Below are 14,965 nucleotides of genomic sequence, written 5' to 3'. Positions count from 1 at the left end.
AGTGACTTATCGGCGCTGACGGCCTGTGGCGGGGTGCTCGATTGCCAGTTGATCCAGCAGCCGGTCTTTCTCTTCCCACAAGGCATTGATCCACTGCTGGAAGGCCTGGCGGTAGGCTTGATCCTGATCGTAGCTTTTGCCGATGAACCCGGCCGGGATAGGCACCTCATCGAAATGCGCGACCACCTGACCGACCCGCCCGCACAGCAGGTCCCAGTAGCCAGGTTGACCATTGGGGTAATAGAGGGTCACGTTGACGATCGACTCAAGTTGTTCGCCCATCGCATCGAGCACAAAGGCGATACCGCCAGCCTTGGGTTTTAGTAGGTGACGAAACGGTGACTGCTGTTCGGCGTGTTTGGCCGGGGTAAAGCGGGTGCCTTCGGCGAAGTTGAAAATGCTCACCGGGTTGTCGCGAAACTTTGCGCAGGTGCGTCGCGTGGTTTCCAGGTCTTTGCCGCGCTTTTCAGGGTGTTTGGCCAGGTAAGCCTTGGAATAGCGCTTCATGAACGGAAAGCCCAGTGCCCACCAGGCAAGACCGATCACCGGCACCCAGATCAGCTCTTGCTTGAGAAAGAACTTCAACGGCCGAATGCGTTTATTGAGCACGAATTGCAGCACCATGATGTCGACCCAGCTCTGGTGATTGCTGGTCACCAGATAGGAATGCTGGTAATCCAGACCTTCCAGGCCGCTCAGGTGCCAGCGGGTGCCGGTCAGCAGGCGAATCCAGGCGTTGTTGTTGGCGATCCAGCTTTCCTGGATCAGATTCATGAGCCTGTTACTCAGGCGCTGGGCAGCGGCGAACGGCAGGCAGAGCTTGAACACGGTCACCACAAACAGCGGAATACAGCAGGCCAGCGTGTTGAGCGCCAACAGCAGCGCGTCAACAACGCCACGCAAAGGGGCAGGCAGGAAAGCCATGGTAGTGAACAACTCCGGGTATTGAAGATGATGCCGGACCGTTCCGGCATCACTCGGTGTATCAGGACAATGTGTCGGCCTGAATGGCGGTCAGGGCTATGGTGTGCACAATATCATCGACCTGGGCACCACGCGGCAGGTCATTGACCGGCTTGCGCAGGCCTTGCAGCATCGGCCCCAGCGTCACGCAGTCAGCACTGCGTTGTAAGGCCTTGTAGGTGGTGTTACCGGTGTTGAGATCGGGAAACACAAACACCGTGGCGCGCCCTGCCACCTGGCTATTGGGCGCCAGTTGCCGGGCGTCGTTTTCGTTGGCCGCTGCGTCGTACTGCAACGGGCCGTCGATCAGCAGGCCACGGCGCGCCTCACGGGCCAATTGCGTGGCTTCGCGGACCTTTGCCACTTCTTCATCGTTATCCGCGTGGCCGCTGGAGTAGCTGATCATCGCCACCCGTGGCGCAATGCCAAAGGTTTGCGCCGAGTCGGCGCTTTGCAGGGCGATTTCAGCCAGCGCCTGGGCACTGGGGTGCGGGTTCATGATGCAGTCGCCATAGACCAGCACCTGGTCGGGGAACAACATGAAAAATACCGAAGACACCAGGCTGCAGCCCGGTGCGGTCTTGACCAGTTGCAGGGCCGGGCGAATGGTGTTGGCGGTGGAGTGCACCAGACCCGAGACCAGGCCGTCGACTTCATCGAGGGCCAGCATCATGGTGCCGATCACCACCGGATCTTCCAGTTGCTGCTCGGCCATCGGTGCATTGAGGCTCTTGCTCTTGCGCAGCTCGACCATCGGCTCGACATAACGCTGGCGAATCAGGTCCGGATCAATGATTTCCAGCCCCGCTGGCAGCTCGATACCTTGCGCCTTGGCCACGGCCTGGACTTCAGCGGGCCTTGCCAGCAACACGCAGCGCGCAATGCCGCGAGCCTGGCAGATGGCCGCCGCCTGGATGATCAGCGGCTCGCTGCCTTCAGGCAATACGATGCGCTTGTTGCTGGCCTGGGCGCGCTGGATCAACTGATAACGGAATACCGCCGGCGACAGACGCAGTTCCCGTGGCGTGCCGCAGCGCTGATGCAGCCATTCGGCGTCCAGATGGCCGGCCACGAAATCGGTGATGATCTCGGCCCGCTCCCGGTCATCGACAGGAATTTCCTTGTTGAGCTGGTTCAGCCGGTTGGCGGTGTCGTAGGTGCCGGTGCTCACCGACAGCACTGGCAGGCCAGCCTGCAGCGCGCCACGGCACAGTTCCATGATGCGTGGGTCGGGCACGATATCGCTGGTCAGCAGCATGCCGGCCAGCGGTACGCCGTTCATGGTGGCCAGGCTGACGGCCAGGATGATGTCGTCGCGGTCGCCAGGGGTGACCACCAGCACACCGGGTTTAAGCAGGTGCACCGTGTTGACCACGGTGCGTGCGCAAATGATGATCTTGGCCATGCGCCGCTGCTCATAATCGCCGGCATTGAGCACCTCGGCGCCGAGCAGTTCAGCCACATCGCGGGTGCGCGGTGCATTCAGGTCGGCTTGATACGGAATGCAGCCAAGCAAGCGAAAGTCGCCGCTGCGCAGCAAGGGCGAGTGCTCTTTCAAGCGGGCAGCGAAAGCCTCCATGCTTTCTTCGGTGCGCACCTTGTTGAGAATCACGCCTAAAACCTTCGGGTCTTTCGGGCCGCCAAACATCTGAGCCTGCAATTCAACCCGGCCGGACAGTTCGGTCAGCACTTCGTTTTCCGGTGCCGATACCAGGATCACCTCGGCATCCAGGCTTTTGGCCAGATGCAGATTGACCCGCGCGGCGTAGCTGGCATGCCGGGTCGGGACCATGCCCTCGACGATCAGTACATCCTTGCCGACTGCGGCCTGTTGATACAGGCGGATGATTTCTTCGAGCAGCTCATCGAGCTGGCCGTCGCCCAGCATGCGCTCGACATACGACAGCGCCAGTGGAGTGGGCGGCTTGAGGCCGTGAGTACGGGCGACCAGTTCGGTGGAGCGTTCCGGGCCGGTATCGCCAGGGTGTGGCTGGGCGATGGGCTTGAAGAACCCGACTTTGAGCCCGGCGTGTTCCAGGGTCCGGACCAGACCCAGGCTGATGGAGGTCAGTCCCACGCCGAAGTCCGTGGGCGCAATGAAAAAAGTCTGCATGGGGGCTTCCGAATTGAGCAGTGCAAGGGGCCCCGGCACTTATGGCTGCCGGATGATCCCGAAAATACCGACGCTGTCTGTCGCAGCGCTCTAACTGGAGCCAAGACTATCGTCATCGGGGGGGCGTGCGCACCATCCGCAAGCAAACGGCTCACCGATTTTTTCAGCGCGCAACTGCGGGTCCAGCACCCAGGCACGCGATTGCCATGGCGGCTGATGGCGCATGTGTTGGGTATGGCCACAAGCCAGGATCGCGACCCAGTTACCTTCTTCATCCTGGCGCCAGCCGGTCAGGATTGTCAGTACCGGTGTCGTGTTCATAAACCCTCCTGTCGGTGTTGCGTTAGCTTTCAGGGCATGGCTTGGTTAGACTTGGGCGTTCATCCATATCAAGCAAAGGTCTTGCACTCATGCCTATCGCTGCCCAAAAGGCTGTCTCCATCGACTATACCCTGACCAACGACGCTGGTGAGGTCATCGACAGCTCGTCCGGCGGCGCGCCGCTGGTCTACCTGCACGGTGCCGGCAACATCATTCCAGGCCTGGAAAAAGCGCTGGAAGGCAAAGATGTAGGCGACGAGCTGAGCGTCTCCATCGAGCCTGAAGACGCTTACGGCGAGTTCTCTGCCGAGCTGATCAGCACCCTGAGCCGCAGCATGTTCGAAGGTGTCGACCAACTGGAAGTTGGCATGCAGTTCCACGCTTCCGGCCCGGACGGCAGCATGCAGATCGTCACCATCCGTGATCTGGACGGCGACGACGTGACGGTCGACGGCAACCACCCGCTGGCCGGTCAGCGCCTGAACTTCAAGGTCAAGGTCATCAATATTCGTGATGCCAGCCAGGAAGAACTGGCCCACGGCCATATTCATGGCGAAGGTGGCCATCACCACTGATATGGGCTGCTAAGCTCAGATAACCGCAAGGGCGTCCCGGCAGTTCTGCGCGTTGTGCAGCCTGCGGGCCGCCCTTTTTTGCGGGTATGGCTTGAAGGGGGGTTCCATCCATGAGTGCTTTTCACGACATCACCCTGACCGGGCTCGACGGGCAGGCTCTGCCTCTGGCGCCGTTCAAGGACAAGGTGGTACTGGTGGTCAACGTGGCCTCCAAATGTGGCCTGACACCTCAGTACGCAGCGCTTGAAACGCTCTATCAGCACTATAAAGACCAAGGCTTCAGCGTGTTGGGCCTGCCGTGCAACCAGTTCGCCGGGCAGGAGCCAGGCACCCACGCCGAGATCCAGTCGTTCTGCCAGCTCAATTACGGCGTGACCTTCCCGCTGGGTGAGAAGCTTGAGGTCAACGGCGCGCATCGTCATTCGCTGTACCGTCTGCTGGCCGGCGAAGGAGCGGAGTTTCCCGGTGACATCACCTGGAATTTCGAGAAATTTCTGGTCAATGGCAAAGGCGCGGTGGTCGCGCGGTTTTCGCCGCGCACTGCGCCGGATGATCAGGCTGTCATTCAGGCGATCGAGAAGGCCCTGGCCTGAGTCCGCGCTCAATGGCCCGCGCCCTCAAGGCACGGGCTTTACCGGCACTGCACTGTCTTGCGCGCAGGCATTCAACAACTGCCCTTCGAACTGATCAATGATGCTGTTCCAGCCCTGGCGGCTGGCGTGCTGCCTGGCGTTAAGCCGCACCCGGCGCAGGGTTTCACTGTCTTCGAGCAGCCAGCAGGCGGCATCGACGAAAGCATCCTCGTCGCCCGGCATGGCCAGCGCACCGTTATGTCCATGACGAATGTGCTGACCGGCTGCCGCTTCGTCATAAGCCACCACCGCCAGTCCTGACGCCAGCGCCTCAAGCACCACATTGCCAAACGTCTCGGTCAGGCTGGGAAACAGAAACATGTCGCCGCAAGCGAAATGCTCGGCCAGCGCTTCTCCGCGTTGCGCCCCACAGAAAATGGCCTCAGGCAGTTCGCGTTGCAGCCACTGACGCTGCGGGCCATCACCGACGATCACCAGGCGCAGCGTGTGCTGTGGATAATTCTGGCGCAGCGCCTCAAAGCAGGTTTTGAGCAAACCGAGGTTTTTCTCCGCTGCCAGCCGGCCGACATGCAGCACAGCGATTGCATCTTCTTCAAGACCCCATTCGGCGCGCAAGGCGGCCGAGCGCCGCGACGGGTTGAACAATTGGCTGTCCACGCCACGCGACAATAGCTCGACCCGCTCGAAGCCACGGCGTTGCAACTCCAGGCGCTGGCTGACGCTGGGGGCCAGGGTGAAGTGCGAACGGTTGTGGAACCAGCGCAGGTAATGCGTCAGCGCCCGGGTAATGAAGCTCATGCCGTACTGTTGGGTGTATTGCGCAAAGTTGGTGTGGAAACCGCTGACCACCGCGATACCCAGCCGCCTTGCCGCGCGCAATGCAGACAGCCCCAAAGGACCCTCGGTGGCGATGTACAGCACGTCTGGCCGTTTGCGCTGCCAACGGCGTAACAGCTTGTGCATCGAGGCCTGGCCCCATTGCAGCCCCGGATAACCCGGAATCGGCCAGCCACGGCAGAGCATCAGCTCATCAGGCTCGGCAGGTGCCGGCTCGTGACCCTGACGGGGCCGGATCAGTTCGACCTTGTGACCGCGCAGACGCAAACCATCACACAGCCGCCCGAGGGTATTGGCCACGCCATTGATTTCGGGAGCATAGGTTTCGGTGACCAGGGTGACATGCAGGAATGTGCTCATTACCTCAGTGTTGACCTGAGCGGTTGCGTTTGTGTGAGGTTTTTGTGGTGGTTTTATGACGGGCAGGGTGAGAGGTATGCGCCCGTCAAATTTCTTGAAGACGGCATCAGGACTACATAAAACTTTTCAAGCGCTGAAGATGTTGTAGGACGTTTCTGTGAGTTTCAGTTAGGGGTTTTGGGGGCGTGAAAGCTATTCTGAATAGCGTTGTATTATCGAATAATTGGCTTGATTAAAAAGTGTGGAGCTCTGGCAACACCCAGAGCCCCATTATTCACCAATTGGCCATGTCACGGATATCGTTGAGACAGCACATTGTTGAAGTTCAGGTTTTTTCCAGAGTTCTGATGGCAGGCGTGCCTTTCATGAGTTCATTCTGCTGCCTTGATTGCTCGTCGGTCATTGTCCCTCAAGGTTGCGCCCTTCAACTTATAGTGTTTCAGAATTGAGTGGGCGTGAATGAGGCGGTCAGAACCGGCGGTTGTGGAAAAGAACATGGAAAAGATCCTCTTGCGATGTGCGTCAAACAAACCAGGGTGGTGCATCGCTAGTTTTTGAGCACTCGCCCTTTGCCAGGGATACGCTCCAATGCCGCTGGCGCCGGTACAAAGTTGTCGTCCTGCACGACCGACCCTTGTTGTTGCACATTCTTGTTCTGCATGAAGGTCGCCGGGCGCATTAGCTGAAGAGGTATGAGCGTAGCGGCGGCAGGTTCTGGCGGTGGCTTGGGGGCGTCGTTACTGGCATTTTTCAGGATCTGGCTGAATCGGCCTGCGCGTGAAGACGGAACGCTCTCAAGCGCTGCGGGCGCACGGGTGTAGCCGGATGAATTCGAAATGGATAAATCAGTTGTCATGGTCAGTTCCTCTTCTGTGGACACGATAGTGAAGAGCAAACTGAATGCCAGGTTTATGCTGTCGCGGCGATGGGGCTATAAATAAAGAGTGGGAAGTGCGCTGGTTGGTCTGGTTGGGAATATTCTTACATGTCTTTGGTGTTTTCTGATGGCAACTATTTGCCAGTGCTGGAGATCGATTGCCGCTATTAATTACGCGTTGCCGGAAAATCGAATTGTTCCCCAAGCAATGTAAGAATGTTCCTGGATTTGTGGGGCGATAGGCGGTTGCTGAAGCGAAAACCGCCTTGCCTACAGCGTTATGCTTGCCAGTTGGCCATGTCCTGAAAACTTTTGGGCAAACTGCTATTTAATGCGACCAGCTTTTCAACAATTTCGAGTGCGGAAGTGCCTTTGGCCTTTTCCGAGTTGTAGAGGTCGGTACGCAGTTTGAATGAATCAGCCGAGAGTTTCTGGAAGTAGGCGTTGGACTCATCTGTCACCAACTGCCCTGAGACCGAATAGCGAATCACCGGCCAGCTGGAAATGTTCAGCAGTGGATCTTTCATGGAGTCGTTGACCAGTGAATATGCGGTTTCTTCGGCTTTGTCCGGGGATTGCCTGGCCATTTTTACGTACATGTTTTCAGATTTGACACTGTCAGTTGGCTTGTCTGTCGGCAGGGCGGCTTGTGCTTGCACAGCCTGGAGATTGGATTGTTGCGTATCAGCCCCGGATTTTCTTGTCGGGTTTTGCTGGCCGGTGAGCGCGGCAATGGGTGAAGTGGCATCAATGCGCATGTTCTGTCCTCAATGGTTGTGGGCGCGCCGGGTGTGACCAGGAGGCGGCTGACGATGACAGCACGTAACGCCGCCGTGGCAATCCGGTTCCCTGCGCCGGATCCCTTGAGCAAGACCGATGCCATATTGGCGTAAGAGGGCTGGGGCCCTGTAAAGCTGCCGGGCAGCGGGTGATCACCCCTGTGCTGCCCGGCAACAATCTGCCTTTAACGGCCAGTATTAGCCTGTGACAAACCTCCCTCGCCCCGCTCCCGGACCCAGAACAACGTCGCCCCGGCCACTGCTGCCGGCATCATGAAGATATTGACGAACGGGATCAGCAACGCGGCATACACCGTGCCGCCAAAACTCAAACAGGCCCAGCGTTTGCTGCGCAGCCAGGCGAGCATGTCCTGCCAGCTCATTTTGTTGTTGTCGGCGGGATAGTCGATGTATTGGATTGCCATCATCCATACACCGAACAACAGCCACAGCGGGGTCGCGATCAGGTTGACCACCGGAATGAACGACAGGATGAACAGCCCTATAACCCGCGGCAACATGTAACCCAGCTTGCGAGCTTCACGAGCCAGAGTGCGGGGAATCATGGCGGCCAGTTCACCCCAACTGAACGGTGGTGAGGTGTCTTCACCGCGCACCACGGCCTCGACCTTTTCCGACAGAAAACCGTTGAACGGTGCGGCAATGATGTTGGCCAGCATGGTGAAGGTGAAGAACACCATCAATAGCACCAGCAACACGAACAGCGGCCACAGGATGTAGCTCAGAAAGCTCAGCCAGTCCGGCAGGGTCGGCATGAAGGTGTCCACCCACATGCCGAACTGATGCACCGCCAGGTACACCAGGCCCCCGAACAGCAGCAGGTTGATGCTCAAGGGCAGCAGGACAAACAGGCGCAGGCCAGGACTGAGTATCAGTTTCAGGCCTTCGGCGAGGTATTGCGGGCCGGTGAGGGCGGGTGCGGGCATGACAGCCTCCGAATCAGGGTCTGCGGCGACCTTACCGGCTTTGTGGCAGTGGTTAAAGAGGCTGGCCAGCCTGTGTGTCCGGCATGGCCCGGATTCGCCGCCACGACGTAGCAGGGGTTAAAGTAATGGCCTCGGTACTTTTCTGAATAGGAGAAGTCTATGAGGTGGATTGTGAAACGAAATTTCCTTAATCTTCGCCACCCCGATAGGCTGATGACCAATTTCCTCACCTATCCTTTTCCATTTCTGACTGGAGTCATCCATGAGCGTACTGGTAAACAAGCAAGCCCCTGATTTCGATGCCGCAGCAGTGCTGGGCGACGGTTCGATCGTCGACAGCTTCAAGCTGTCTTCGCTGCGTGGCAAATACGTGGTGCTGTTCTTCTGGCCGCTGGACTTCACCTTCGTTTGCCCTTCGGAAATCATTGCCCACAACAACCGCATTGCGCGCTTTCGCGAGCTGGGTGTTGAGGTGGTCGGCGTTTCCATCGACTCGCAGTTCACTCACCACGCCTGGCGCAGCACGCCGGTCGAGAAGGGCGGCATTGGCGAAGTCGAGTTCACCATGGTCGCTGACGTCAAGCACGAGATCACTCGCGCCTACGGCATCGAGCACGACGCTGGCGTGGCCCTGCGCGCTTCGTTCCTGATCGACAAGTCCGGTGTGGTTCAGCACCAGGTGGTCAACAACCTGCCACTGGGCCGTGACGTCGACGAAATGGTCCGTCTGGTCGAAGCCCTGCAGTTCACCGAAGAGCACGGCGAAGTTTGCCCGGCCGGCTGGCGCCCAGGCCAGAAAGGCATGAAAGCAGACGCCCAGGGCGTTGCTGATTACCTGGCTTCGAACGCCAAAGGCCTGTAAGGCCCTCTGGCCGTGACCCCGGTTGCGGCCAACCGAATTCAGGGGCAGCGCATGCGTTGCGGTGCCCCACCCGTTCAATCGTTGCAACTCCGGCGTTAGTGGCCGGTCGACAGGAGTGTGTCATGTCCGATGTCCGTCATTCCCGAGTGATTATCCTCGGCTCCGGCCCTGCCGGTTACAGTGCTGCGGTCTACGCCGCCCGTGCCAACCTCAAGCCGCTGCTGATCACCGGCATGCAGGCAGGCGGTCAGCTGACCACCACCACTGAAGTCGACAACTGGCCGGGCGACCCCCATGGCCTGACCGGCCCGGCGCTGATGGAGCGTATGCGTGAGCACGCCGAGCGCTTCGAGACCGAGATCGTCTTCGATCACATCAACTCCGTGGACCTGGCCGGCAAACCGTTCAGCCTCAAGGGCGACAGCGGCACCTATACCTGCGACGCGCTGATCATCGCCACCGGCGCCAGCGCCCGCTACCTGGGCCTGCCGTCCGAAGAAGCATTCATGGGCAAGGGCGTTTCGGCCTGTGCGACCTGTGACGGGTTCTTCTACCGCAACAAGCCGGTGGCGGTGGTTGGCGGTGGCAATACCGCTGTGGAAGAAGCCCTGTACCTGGCCAACATCGCCAGCAAGGTCACGCTGGTACACCGCCGTGATACCTTCCGCGCCGAGAAGATTCTGATCGACAAGCTGCACGCCCGCGTCGCCGAAGGCAAGATCGAACTCAAGCTCAACGCGACCCTGGACGAAGTGCTGGGCGACAACATGGGCGTGACCGGTGCGCGCTTGAAGAACAACGACGGCAGTCAGGAAGATGTGAAGGTTGACGGTGTGTTCATCGCCATCGGCCACACCCCGAACACCTCGCTGTTCGAAGGCCAGCTGGCGCTCAAGGACGGCTACATGGTGGTCAATGGCGGCCGTGAAGGCAATGCCACGGCGACCAGTGTCGAGGGTGTGTTCGCGGCGGGCGACGTGGCTGACCACGTGTACCGTCAGGCGATCACCTCGGCCGGTGCCGGCTGCATGGCGGCGCTGGACGTCGAACGCTACCTGGACGGCCTGGCCAACGCCTCGTTCTGATTGCGTCTGACCCACAAAAAACCGGCTTCGATAGCCGGTTTTTTTGTGCCTTGCGCGCCTGCAAGAGCCGCTTCAGCGGCGCAGATCAGGCTTTGCGCTTGAGCGGTTCGGCTTCGAACTTCACGCCGGCCAGGCCATGGGCAATCAGGGCGCGGATATTGCCGTGGTCGCTGCCTTCAGGAGTGGCCTGTACCGAGCGATAGTGTTCGCCGAAGGCCAGCAGGGCTTCTTCGTCGCTCAGCCCTTCAAGCAGGGCCAGGCCCAGGGTCTTGCACGAGCCTTCGTTCTGCCCGGCGGCGTTTTCCACCTCGCCGTTGCGGAAGGCCTGTGGCTGATAGTCGTAGCCTTCGGCAATGAATGCCAGGGTCTCGGCGAATGCGTGTTGGCCGCTGCGCAGGCTGGCGCGCAGGGTGTTCAGATCAGTCATGCTTGGGTTCCTTGAAGGCCGCAAGTTGCTCGGCACTGGCTTGTTTCTGGTAAAGCGATTTCCACTCGTTGTACGGCATGCCGTACACCACCTCGCGGGCGTCGTCGAGGCTGACCTCGATGCTGCGCTCGTCAGCGGCGGCCTTGTACCACTTCGACAGGCAGTTGCGGCAAAAACCCGAGAGGTTCATCAGGTCGATGTTCTGCACGTCCTTGCGGCTGTCCAGATGGGCAACCAGGCGGCGGAAGGCGGCCGCTTCGAGTTCCAGGCGTTGCTGTTCGGTCAATTGTGGCTCGGTCATGATGGGCTCCGTTGAAGCGCGCGATGATATCAGCGCTGGCCAGAGAGGGTGATCGACACCGACTCGGCAAAACGCAGGGCGTGAGGTTTGTCGACTTCCACCTCGGCGTAGGTCACCGCTTGATTACTCATCACCAGATCCAGGACTTCCTGGGTCAGGCGTTCGAGCAGGGCGAAGCGGTTGCCTTCGACGTGCTGGATGATTGCCTTGGTGATGGTGCGGTAATTCAGCGCGTGATCGATGTCGTTGTCGCGCACCGCTTGCTGGGCCGGGTAGCAGATCGTCAGGTTGATCAGCACGTCCTGCTTGTTGAGAATCTCGTCTTCGTTGATGCCGATGAATGTGCGCAGGCGCAGGTCCTTGACCCGGATGCGCGCGGTGCCTGGTTCCAGTTTCGCCATCAGCCCTTGCTCCGTCCGATCAGTTGCAGAAACTCCATGCGTGTGGTGCTCGACTCACGGAATGCGCCGAGCATGACTGAAGTGTTCATCAGTGAATTCTGTTTCTCGACACCGCGCATCATCATGCACATGTGCTGCGCTTCGACCACCACTGCCACGCCGGCGGCCTGGGTGACGCTCTGGATGGCCTCGGCGATTTGTCGGGTCAGGTTTTCCTGGATCTGCAGGCGGCGGGCGAACATATCCACCACCCGGGCGATCTTCGACAGGCCCAGGACCTTGCCGGTGGGAATATAGGCCACATGGGCCTTGCCGATGAAGGGCAGCAGGTGGTGTTCACACAACGAGTACAGCTCGATGTCCTTGACGATCACCATCTCGTCGTTGTCCGAGGCAAACAGCGCGCCATTGATGATTTCATCCAGGCTCTGATTGTAGCCGTGGCAGAGGTACTGCATGGCCTTGGCGGCCCGCTTGGGGGTATCGAGCAGGCCTTCACGCTGTGGATCTTCGCCCAGGCCCACGAGAATGTCTCGGTACTGCTGTGACAGGGGTTCGCTCATTTCAGGGTCCTCGGGGCGGCTTACTTGAGATGCCGTCCGCCGTTTACGGTCAGGGTGGTGCCGGTCACGTAGGGCGTGTCGAGCAGGTAGCGCAGGCTCTGATAGATCACCTCCGGGCCAGGCTCGATGCCCAGGGCCGACTTGGCCAGGGTCTGGGCGCGGTATGCCGCGTCGTCATCGGGTTGGAACATCAGCAGCGCCGGGGCAATGCCGTTGACCTTGATCTGCGGCGCCAGGCGCGCGGCGAACGACAGGGTCAGGCTTTCCAGGCCAGCCTTGCTGGCACAGTAAGCGGTGTGCTTGCTGCTGCCCTTGCGGGTCACGTCATCGCTGATATGCACGATGTCGGCGACCGCACTGCGTTGCAAAAGCCTGGCCCCATGCAGGTTGATCAGGTAGGGCGCGAGCATGTGAATGCTGAACATCCGGGTGAAGACCTCGGCCTCGTCCCCCGGTGTTTCGGCCAGCCACTCCGAAGCGTTATGCACAATGGCCCGCAGGCTGTCGGTGTGCTGCTGCAGGGTGTCGATAAACGCCATGATGCCGGTCTGCGACGAAAAGTCGGCGTGCAGGGTAACAGCCCCTGCCGCACGCAACTGCTCGACGGCAGGTCGGGGCGTTCTGTAGCTGATGATCACCGCCTGACCTTCTTCGAGCAGGCGCTGCGCACAGTGCAGGCCGACGCGCTGGCTGGCGCCGGTGATCAGTATCGGTGCAGTGGAGGCCATGGACAGCTCACGGAGTCAGATCTGCGCAGCAGGATGAGATACAAGGATCACATCTGCGTACAGGTTGGAAACTGGTGTAACGAGCGAAGTTATACCAATGCCGTGCGCTGTACAACCTGCGGGGCAGGCTTGCACGTCCTGGAGGGCTGTGCCGGCTCCAGGCGTGGTGGCTGGTCTCTCAGTGCGGAGCCGTCGATCCGGCGCGATTGCTGCGCTGCGGGCTGTCATTGAGCCAGCTGGACAGCAGGCGGGTCGACAGTGGAATGAACAGATAGACCATTAACGGTGTAAGGATCAGGGTGCTGAGCATGATGCGTGGCATCAGTTCAAGCTGGCTCAGCAGCGGTCCGAGAACATAATTGAACAGCAGCGACACTGGGAAAAATGCCAGCCAGATGGCCACGGCCTGTTTCCAGCGCGGCGGGCGTGTACCGGCGCTGCCAAACCAGCCGGCGATACCGTTGGCGCGCTGCTCCGATGGACTGTCGAACAGGCCGCTGCCGCGCACCAACCAGGCGCGTCGTGACGCCGAATGCTCCCAGGCGTGCATGGTCTGCGCGTCGGTGAAGCGGAATATCATCTGAAATTGATCATCGCCCGGTGGCGGTGCCAACACCCCAGAGCCGAGGTAACCGGGAAAATCAGTGGCCAGGCGTTCGCCTTCATGCAGCCAGGCGATTAACTCCTGATAGCGACCGTGGGTCACACGGCGGGCCACCATCAAGGTGACGGGAGCAGTAGACATTGTGTATCTCCAATAGATGCATGAGCCTCCCGGGTAGGGACGCGCACAAGTCATGGCTCCGGGGTGGTGGAACCGCGACGGCTTCGCTTGAAAGCAAGCAAGGATTATTCCTGAATTTGCAAAACAATCCAGAGGGAGTTTGGGTCGGCTGAGTTCGCGCCCAAGGTATGTTCAGGCGTGCAGGTCGGGATTGGCCTTGCGATGCTCATGAAGCATGTACTGGCGCAGGCGCTCGGCATGCAACGGATTGCTCTGGCTCAGCCGATAGGCTGCCATGCCATTTTCGGTCAGGCGTTCGAAACGGCCGCGCAACGGTATCGGCTCGTAATCATCAGGGGCGAACCAGGCTGAAAAACGCTGGGGGAAATCACCGGGGCGGCGCTGCTCCAGTAATACGCCTTTAAAGGATATTTCGTGTATCCACAGGGCCGTCAGCGCACCATCCTCGGTTTCCAGCGGCTGTGGTTTGGGCAATATCAGACGCCATGGGCGAATCTGCGGGCCTTCTTCGTAGATACTCGGCGTGCCCAGCTCAAGGTGCAAGGCATGGAACTCGTCTTCCACAAGATGAAGCGGGAAGGTCATCTGCTGGTTATTGAACTGCGCCTGGATGGTCACCTGCTCGCTCGCCGCCAAGCGCGCCAACAGTTCCTGAATCTGGGCACCACCGTTCATCATCAAATTGCGCGTGTTGTCACGCACATTGAGTTTCGGGTTGTGCTGCATGTCCAGGATGAAATCCAGTTCATCCTGCGTCAGTAAGGCGTCAGGGTTCATATCGAAGCTCGGACGAGTCCGCAATTGTGTAAGGAGACCATTGATTCCCGGTAATGTTCATACCGTTGGTCGTAAAGCACCGGCGATTCTGGCTCAGGCCCGGATCACATGGTTTTGAGGGGGCTGACCGTACGTCAGAACGCAGGCCCGGTGCTCATCATTAAAGTCGGCAAGTCATGCTTTGCATCCTGGCTGAACAAACAGGCCGACGTGATGGTGCATAATGCCTGAATTTTTACCGGGTCATGGGACTACTTATGAAAATTGCCATCCTTTGCGGTTCTGTCTTCGGCGCAGCAGAAGACGTTGCCCGGCATGCCAGCGGCCTGCTGCGCAGTGCCGGCCACGAAGTGCTGCTCAATTCGCGCCTGACCCAGGCCGAACTGCTGGGCTTTGCCCCTCAGGCGTTGTTAGCGGTGACCTCCACCACCGGCATGGGTGAACTGCCCGACAATATCCAGGATCTGTACTACCAGCTGCGCGATGAACTGCCCGCCAGCCTGCGCGGCCTGCCGGGCGCAGTGATCGCACTGGGTGACAGTGCCTACGACGACACCTTCTGTGGCGGTGGCGAACAGCTGCGCGAGTTGTTTGGCGAGTTGGGCGTCAATGAAGTGCAGGCCATGCTGCGCCTGGACGCCAGTGAGAGCGTCACCCCGGACACCGACGCCGAGCCTTGGCTGGCTGAGCTGATTGGCAAACTCGCCTGAC

18 protein-coding genes and 1 pseudogene are annotated in these 14,965 nt (G+C 59.6%); 5 read left to right on the top strand and 14 right to left on the bottom strand.

Translation table 11 applies throughout. From position 1 onward, the window contains the following. Window positions 1-6: 6 nt before the first annotated feature. The 3 genes and pseudogenes from yihG to NJC40_RS01340 form a co-directional block, all read right to left on the bottom strand. Window positions 7-924 (bottom strand): 1-acylglycerol-3-phosphate O-acyltransferase, YihG family, encoded by a 918-nt coding sequence (gene yihG / locus NJC40_RS01350; RefSeq protein WP_253140562.1) that lies wholly within the window; start codon window positions 922-924, stop codon window positions 7-9. Between the two features lie 61 nt (window positions 925-985). After that, window positions 986-3,076 carry a phosphate acetyltransferase gene (gene pta, locus NJC40_RS01345; protein WP_045483087.1) on the bottom strand — a complete coding sequence of 697 codons (2,091 nt, stop codon included), beginning with the start codon at window positions 3,074-3,076 and terminating at the stop codon, window positions 986-988. Window positions 3,077-3,166: 90 nt separating this feature from the next. Beyond that, window positions 3,167-3,518: pseudogene (locus NJC40_RS01340) on the bottom strand (DUF3565 domain-containing protein). On the opposite strand from NJC40_RS01340, the gene NJC40_RS01335 reads away from it, so the two are divergent. Next, complete coding sequence (locus NJC40_RS01335; RefSeq protein ID WP_045483084.1) at window positions 3,487-3,972, top strand: FKBP-type peptidyl-prolyl cis-trans isomerase; 486 nt, start codon at window positions 3,487-3,489, stop codon at window positions 3,970-3,972. The pseudogene NJC40_RS01340 and the gene NJC40_RS01335 sit on opposite strands and share 32 nt — an antisense overlap. 110 nt (window positions 3,973-4,082) lie before the next feature. Next, entirely contained in the window at window positions 4,083-4,565 is a 483-nt protein-coding gene (locus NJC40_RS01330) for a glutathione peroxidase (protein ID WP_045483081.1), read from the top strand. A gap of 24 nt (window positions 4,566-4,589) precedes the next feature. Here NJC40_RS01330 and NJC40_RS01325 read toward each other — a convergent pair whose 3' ends face one another. From NJC40_RS01325 to cysZ, 4 genes are all read right to left on the bottom strand, one after another. Beyond that, a complete protein-coding gene (locus NJC40_RS01325; RefSeq protein ID WP_253140561.1) occupies window positions 4,590-5,762 on the bottom strand; it encodes a glycosyltransferase family 4 protein in 1,173 nt (390 codons plus the stop codon). A gap of 547 nt (window positions 5,763-6,309) precedes the next feature. Then, window positions 6,310-6,657 (bottom strand): hypothetical protein, encoded by a 348-nt coding sequence (locus tag NJC40_RS01320; RefSeq protein ID WP_144403190.1) that lies wholly within the window; start codon window positions 6,655-6,657, stop codon window positions 6,310-6,312. 260 nt (window positions 6,658-6,917) lie between these two features. After that, window positions 6,918-7,397 (bottom strand): hypothetical protein, encoded by a 480-nt coding sequence (locus tag NJC40_RS01315; RefSeq protein ID WP_253140560.1) that lies wholly within the window; start codon window positions 7,395-7,397, stop codon window positions 6,918-6,920. A 206-nt stretch (window positions 7,398-7,603) separates the two neighbouring features. Continuing rightward, complete coding sequence (gene cysZ, locus NJC40_RS01310; RefSeq protein WP_253140559.1) at window positions 7,604-8,365, bottom strand: sulfate transporter CysZ; 762 nt, start codon at window positions 8,363-8,365, stop codon at window positions 7,604-7,606. 262 nt (window positions 8,366-8,627) lie between these two features. Between cysZ and NJC40_RS01305 the strand changes: the two genes are divergently transcribed. Further along, a complete protein-coding gene (locus NJC40_RS01305; protein WP_045483072.1) occupies window positions 8,628-9,227 on the top strand; it encodes a peroxiredoxin in 600 nt (199 codons plus the stop codon). Between the two features lie 122 nt (window positions 9,228-9,349). Further along, on the top strand, window positions 9,350-10,312 hold the full coding sequence (gene trxB / locus NJC40_RS01300) for a thioredoxin-disulfide reductase (RefSeq protein WP_045483069.1): 963 nt from the start codon (window positions 9,350-9,352) through the stop codon (window positions 10,310-10,312). 85 nt (window positions 10,313-10,397) lie between these two features. Here the strand turns inward: trxB and NJC40_RS01295 are convergent, their stop codons facing one another. The 7 genes from NJC40_RS01295 to NJC40_RS01265 all read right to left on the bottom strand — a co-directional run bounded on the left by NJC40_RS01295 (window position 10,398) and on the right by NJC40_RS01265 (window position 14,254). Next, window positions 10,398-10,739 (bottom strand): HopJ type III effector protein, encoded by a 342-nt coding sequence (locus NJC40_RS01295; RefSeq protein ID WP_253140558.1) that lies wholly within the window; start codon window positions 10,737-10,739, stop codon window positions 10,398-10,400. Continuing rightward, complete coding sequence (locus tag NJC40_RS01290) at window positions 10,732-11,040, bottom strand: DUF1244 domain-containing protein (protein ID WP_373568499.1); 309 nt, start codon at window positions 11,038-11,040, stop codon at window positions 10,732-10,734. Before NJC40_RS01290 ends, NJC40_RS01295 begins: the two co-directional genes overlap by 8 nt. A gap of 29 nt (window positions 11,041-11,069) precedes the next feature. Next, window positions 11,070-11,441, bottom strand: coding sequence for a dihydroneopterin triphosphate 2'-epimerase (folX, locus tag NJC40_RS01285; RefSeq protein ID WP_253140557.1), 372 nt, complete (start codon window positions 11,439-11,441; stop codon window positions 11,070-11,072). After that, window positions 11,441-12,004, bottom strand: coding sequence for a GTP cyclohydrolase I FolE (folE, locus tag NJC40_RS01280; protein ID WP_045483060.1), 564 nt, complete (start codon window positions 12,002-12,004; stop codon window positions 11,441-11,443). The genes folX and folE overlap by 1 nt, the downstream gene beginning before the upstream one ends. Before the next feature lie 20 nt (window positions 12,005-12,024). Then, window positions 12,025-12,732, bottom strand: coding sequence for a dihydromonapterin reductase (gene folM / locus NJC40_RS01275; RefSeq protein ID WP_253140556.1), 708 nt, complete (start codon window positions 12,730-12,732; stop codon window positions 12,025-12,027). 178 nt (window positions 12,733-12,910) lie between these two features. Beyond that, window positions 12,911-13,477, bottom strand: a complete 567-nt coding sequence (locus NJC40_RS01270) for a putative antibiotic biosynthesis monooxygenase (RefSeq protein WP_253111759.1) — start codon at window positions 13,475-13,477, stop codon at window positions 12,911-12,913. Window positions 13,478-13,648: 171 nt separating this feature from the next. Beyond that, window positions 13,649-14,254 (bottom strand): hypothetical protein, encoded by a 606-nt coding sequence (locus NJC40_RS01265; RefSeq protein WP_045483051.1) that lies wholly within the window; start codon window positions 14,252-14,254, stop codon window positions 13,649-13,651. 257 nt (window positions 14,255-14,511) lie between these two features. Here NJC40_RS01265 and NJC40_RS01260 point away from each other — a divergent pair, with 257 nt between their 5' ends. Next, entirely contained in the window at window positions 14,512-14,964 is a 453-nt protein-coding gene (locus NJC40_RS01260) for a flavodoxin (RefSeq protein ID WP_253140555.1), read from the top strand. Window position 14,965 lies beyond the last annotated feature (1 nt).

It is taken from the genome of Pseudomonas sp. 21LCFQ02, assembly GCF_024129895.2.
Lineage (GTDB): Bacteria > Pseudomonadota > Gammaproteobacteria > Pseudomonadales > Pseudomonadaceae > Aquipseudomonas.
This window is presented reverse-complemented; position numbering and strand designations above follow the sequence as displayed.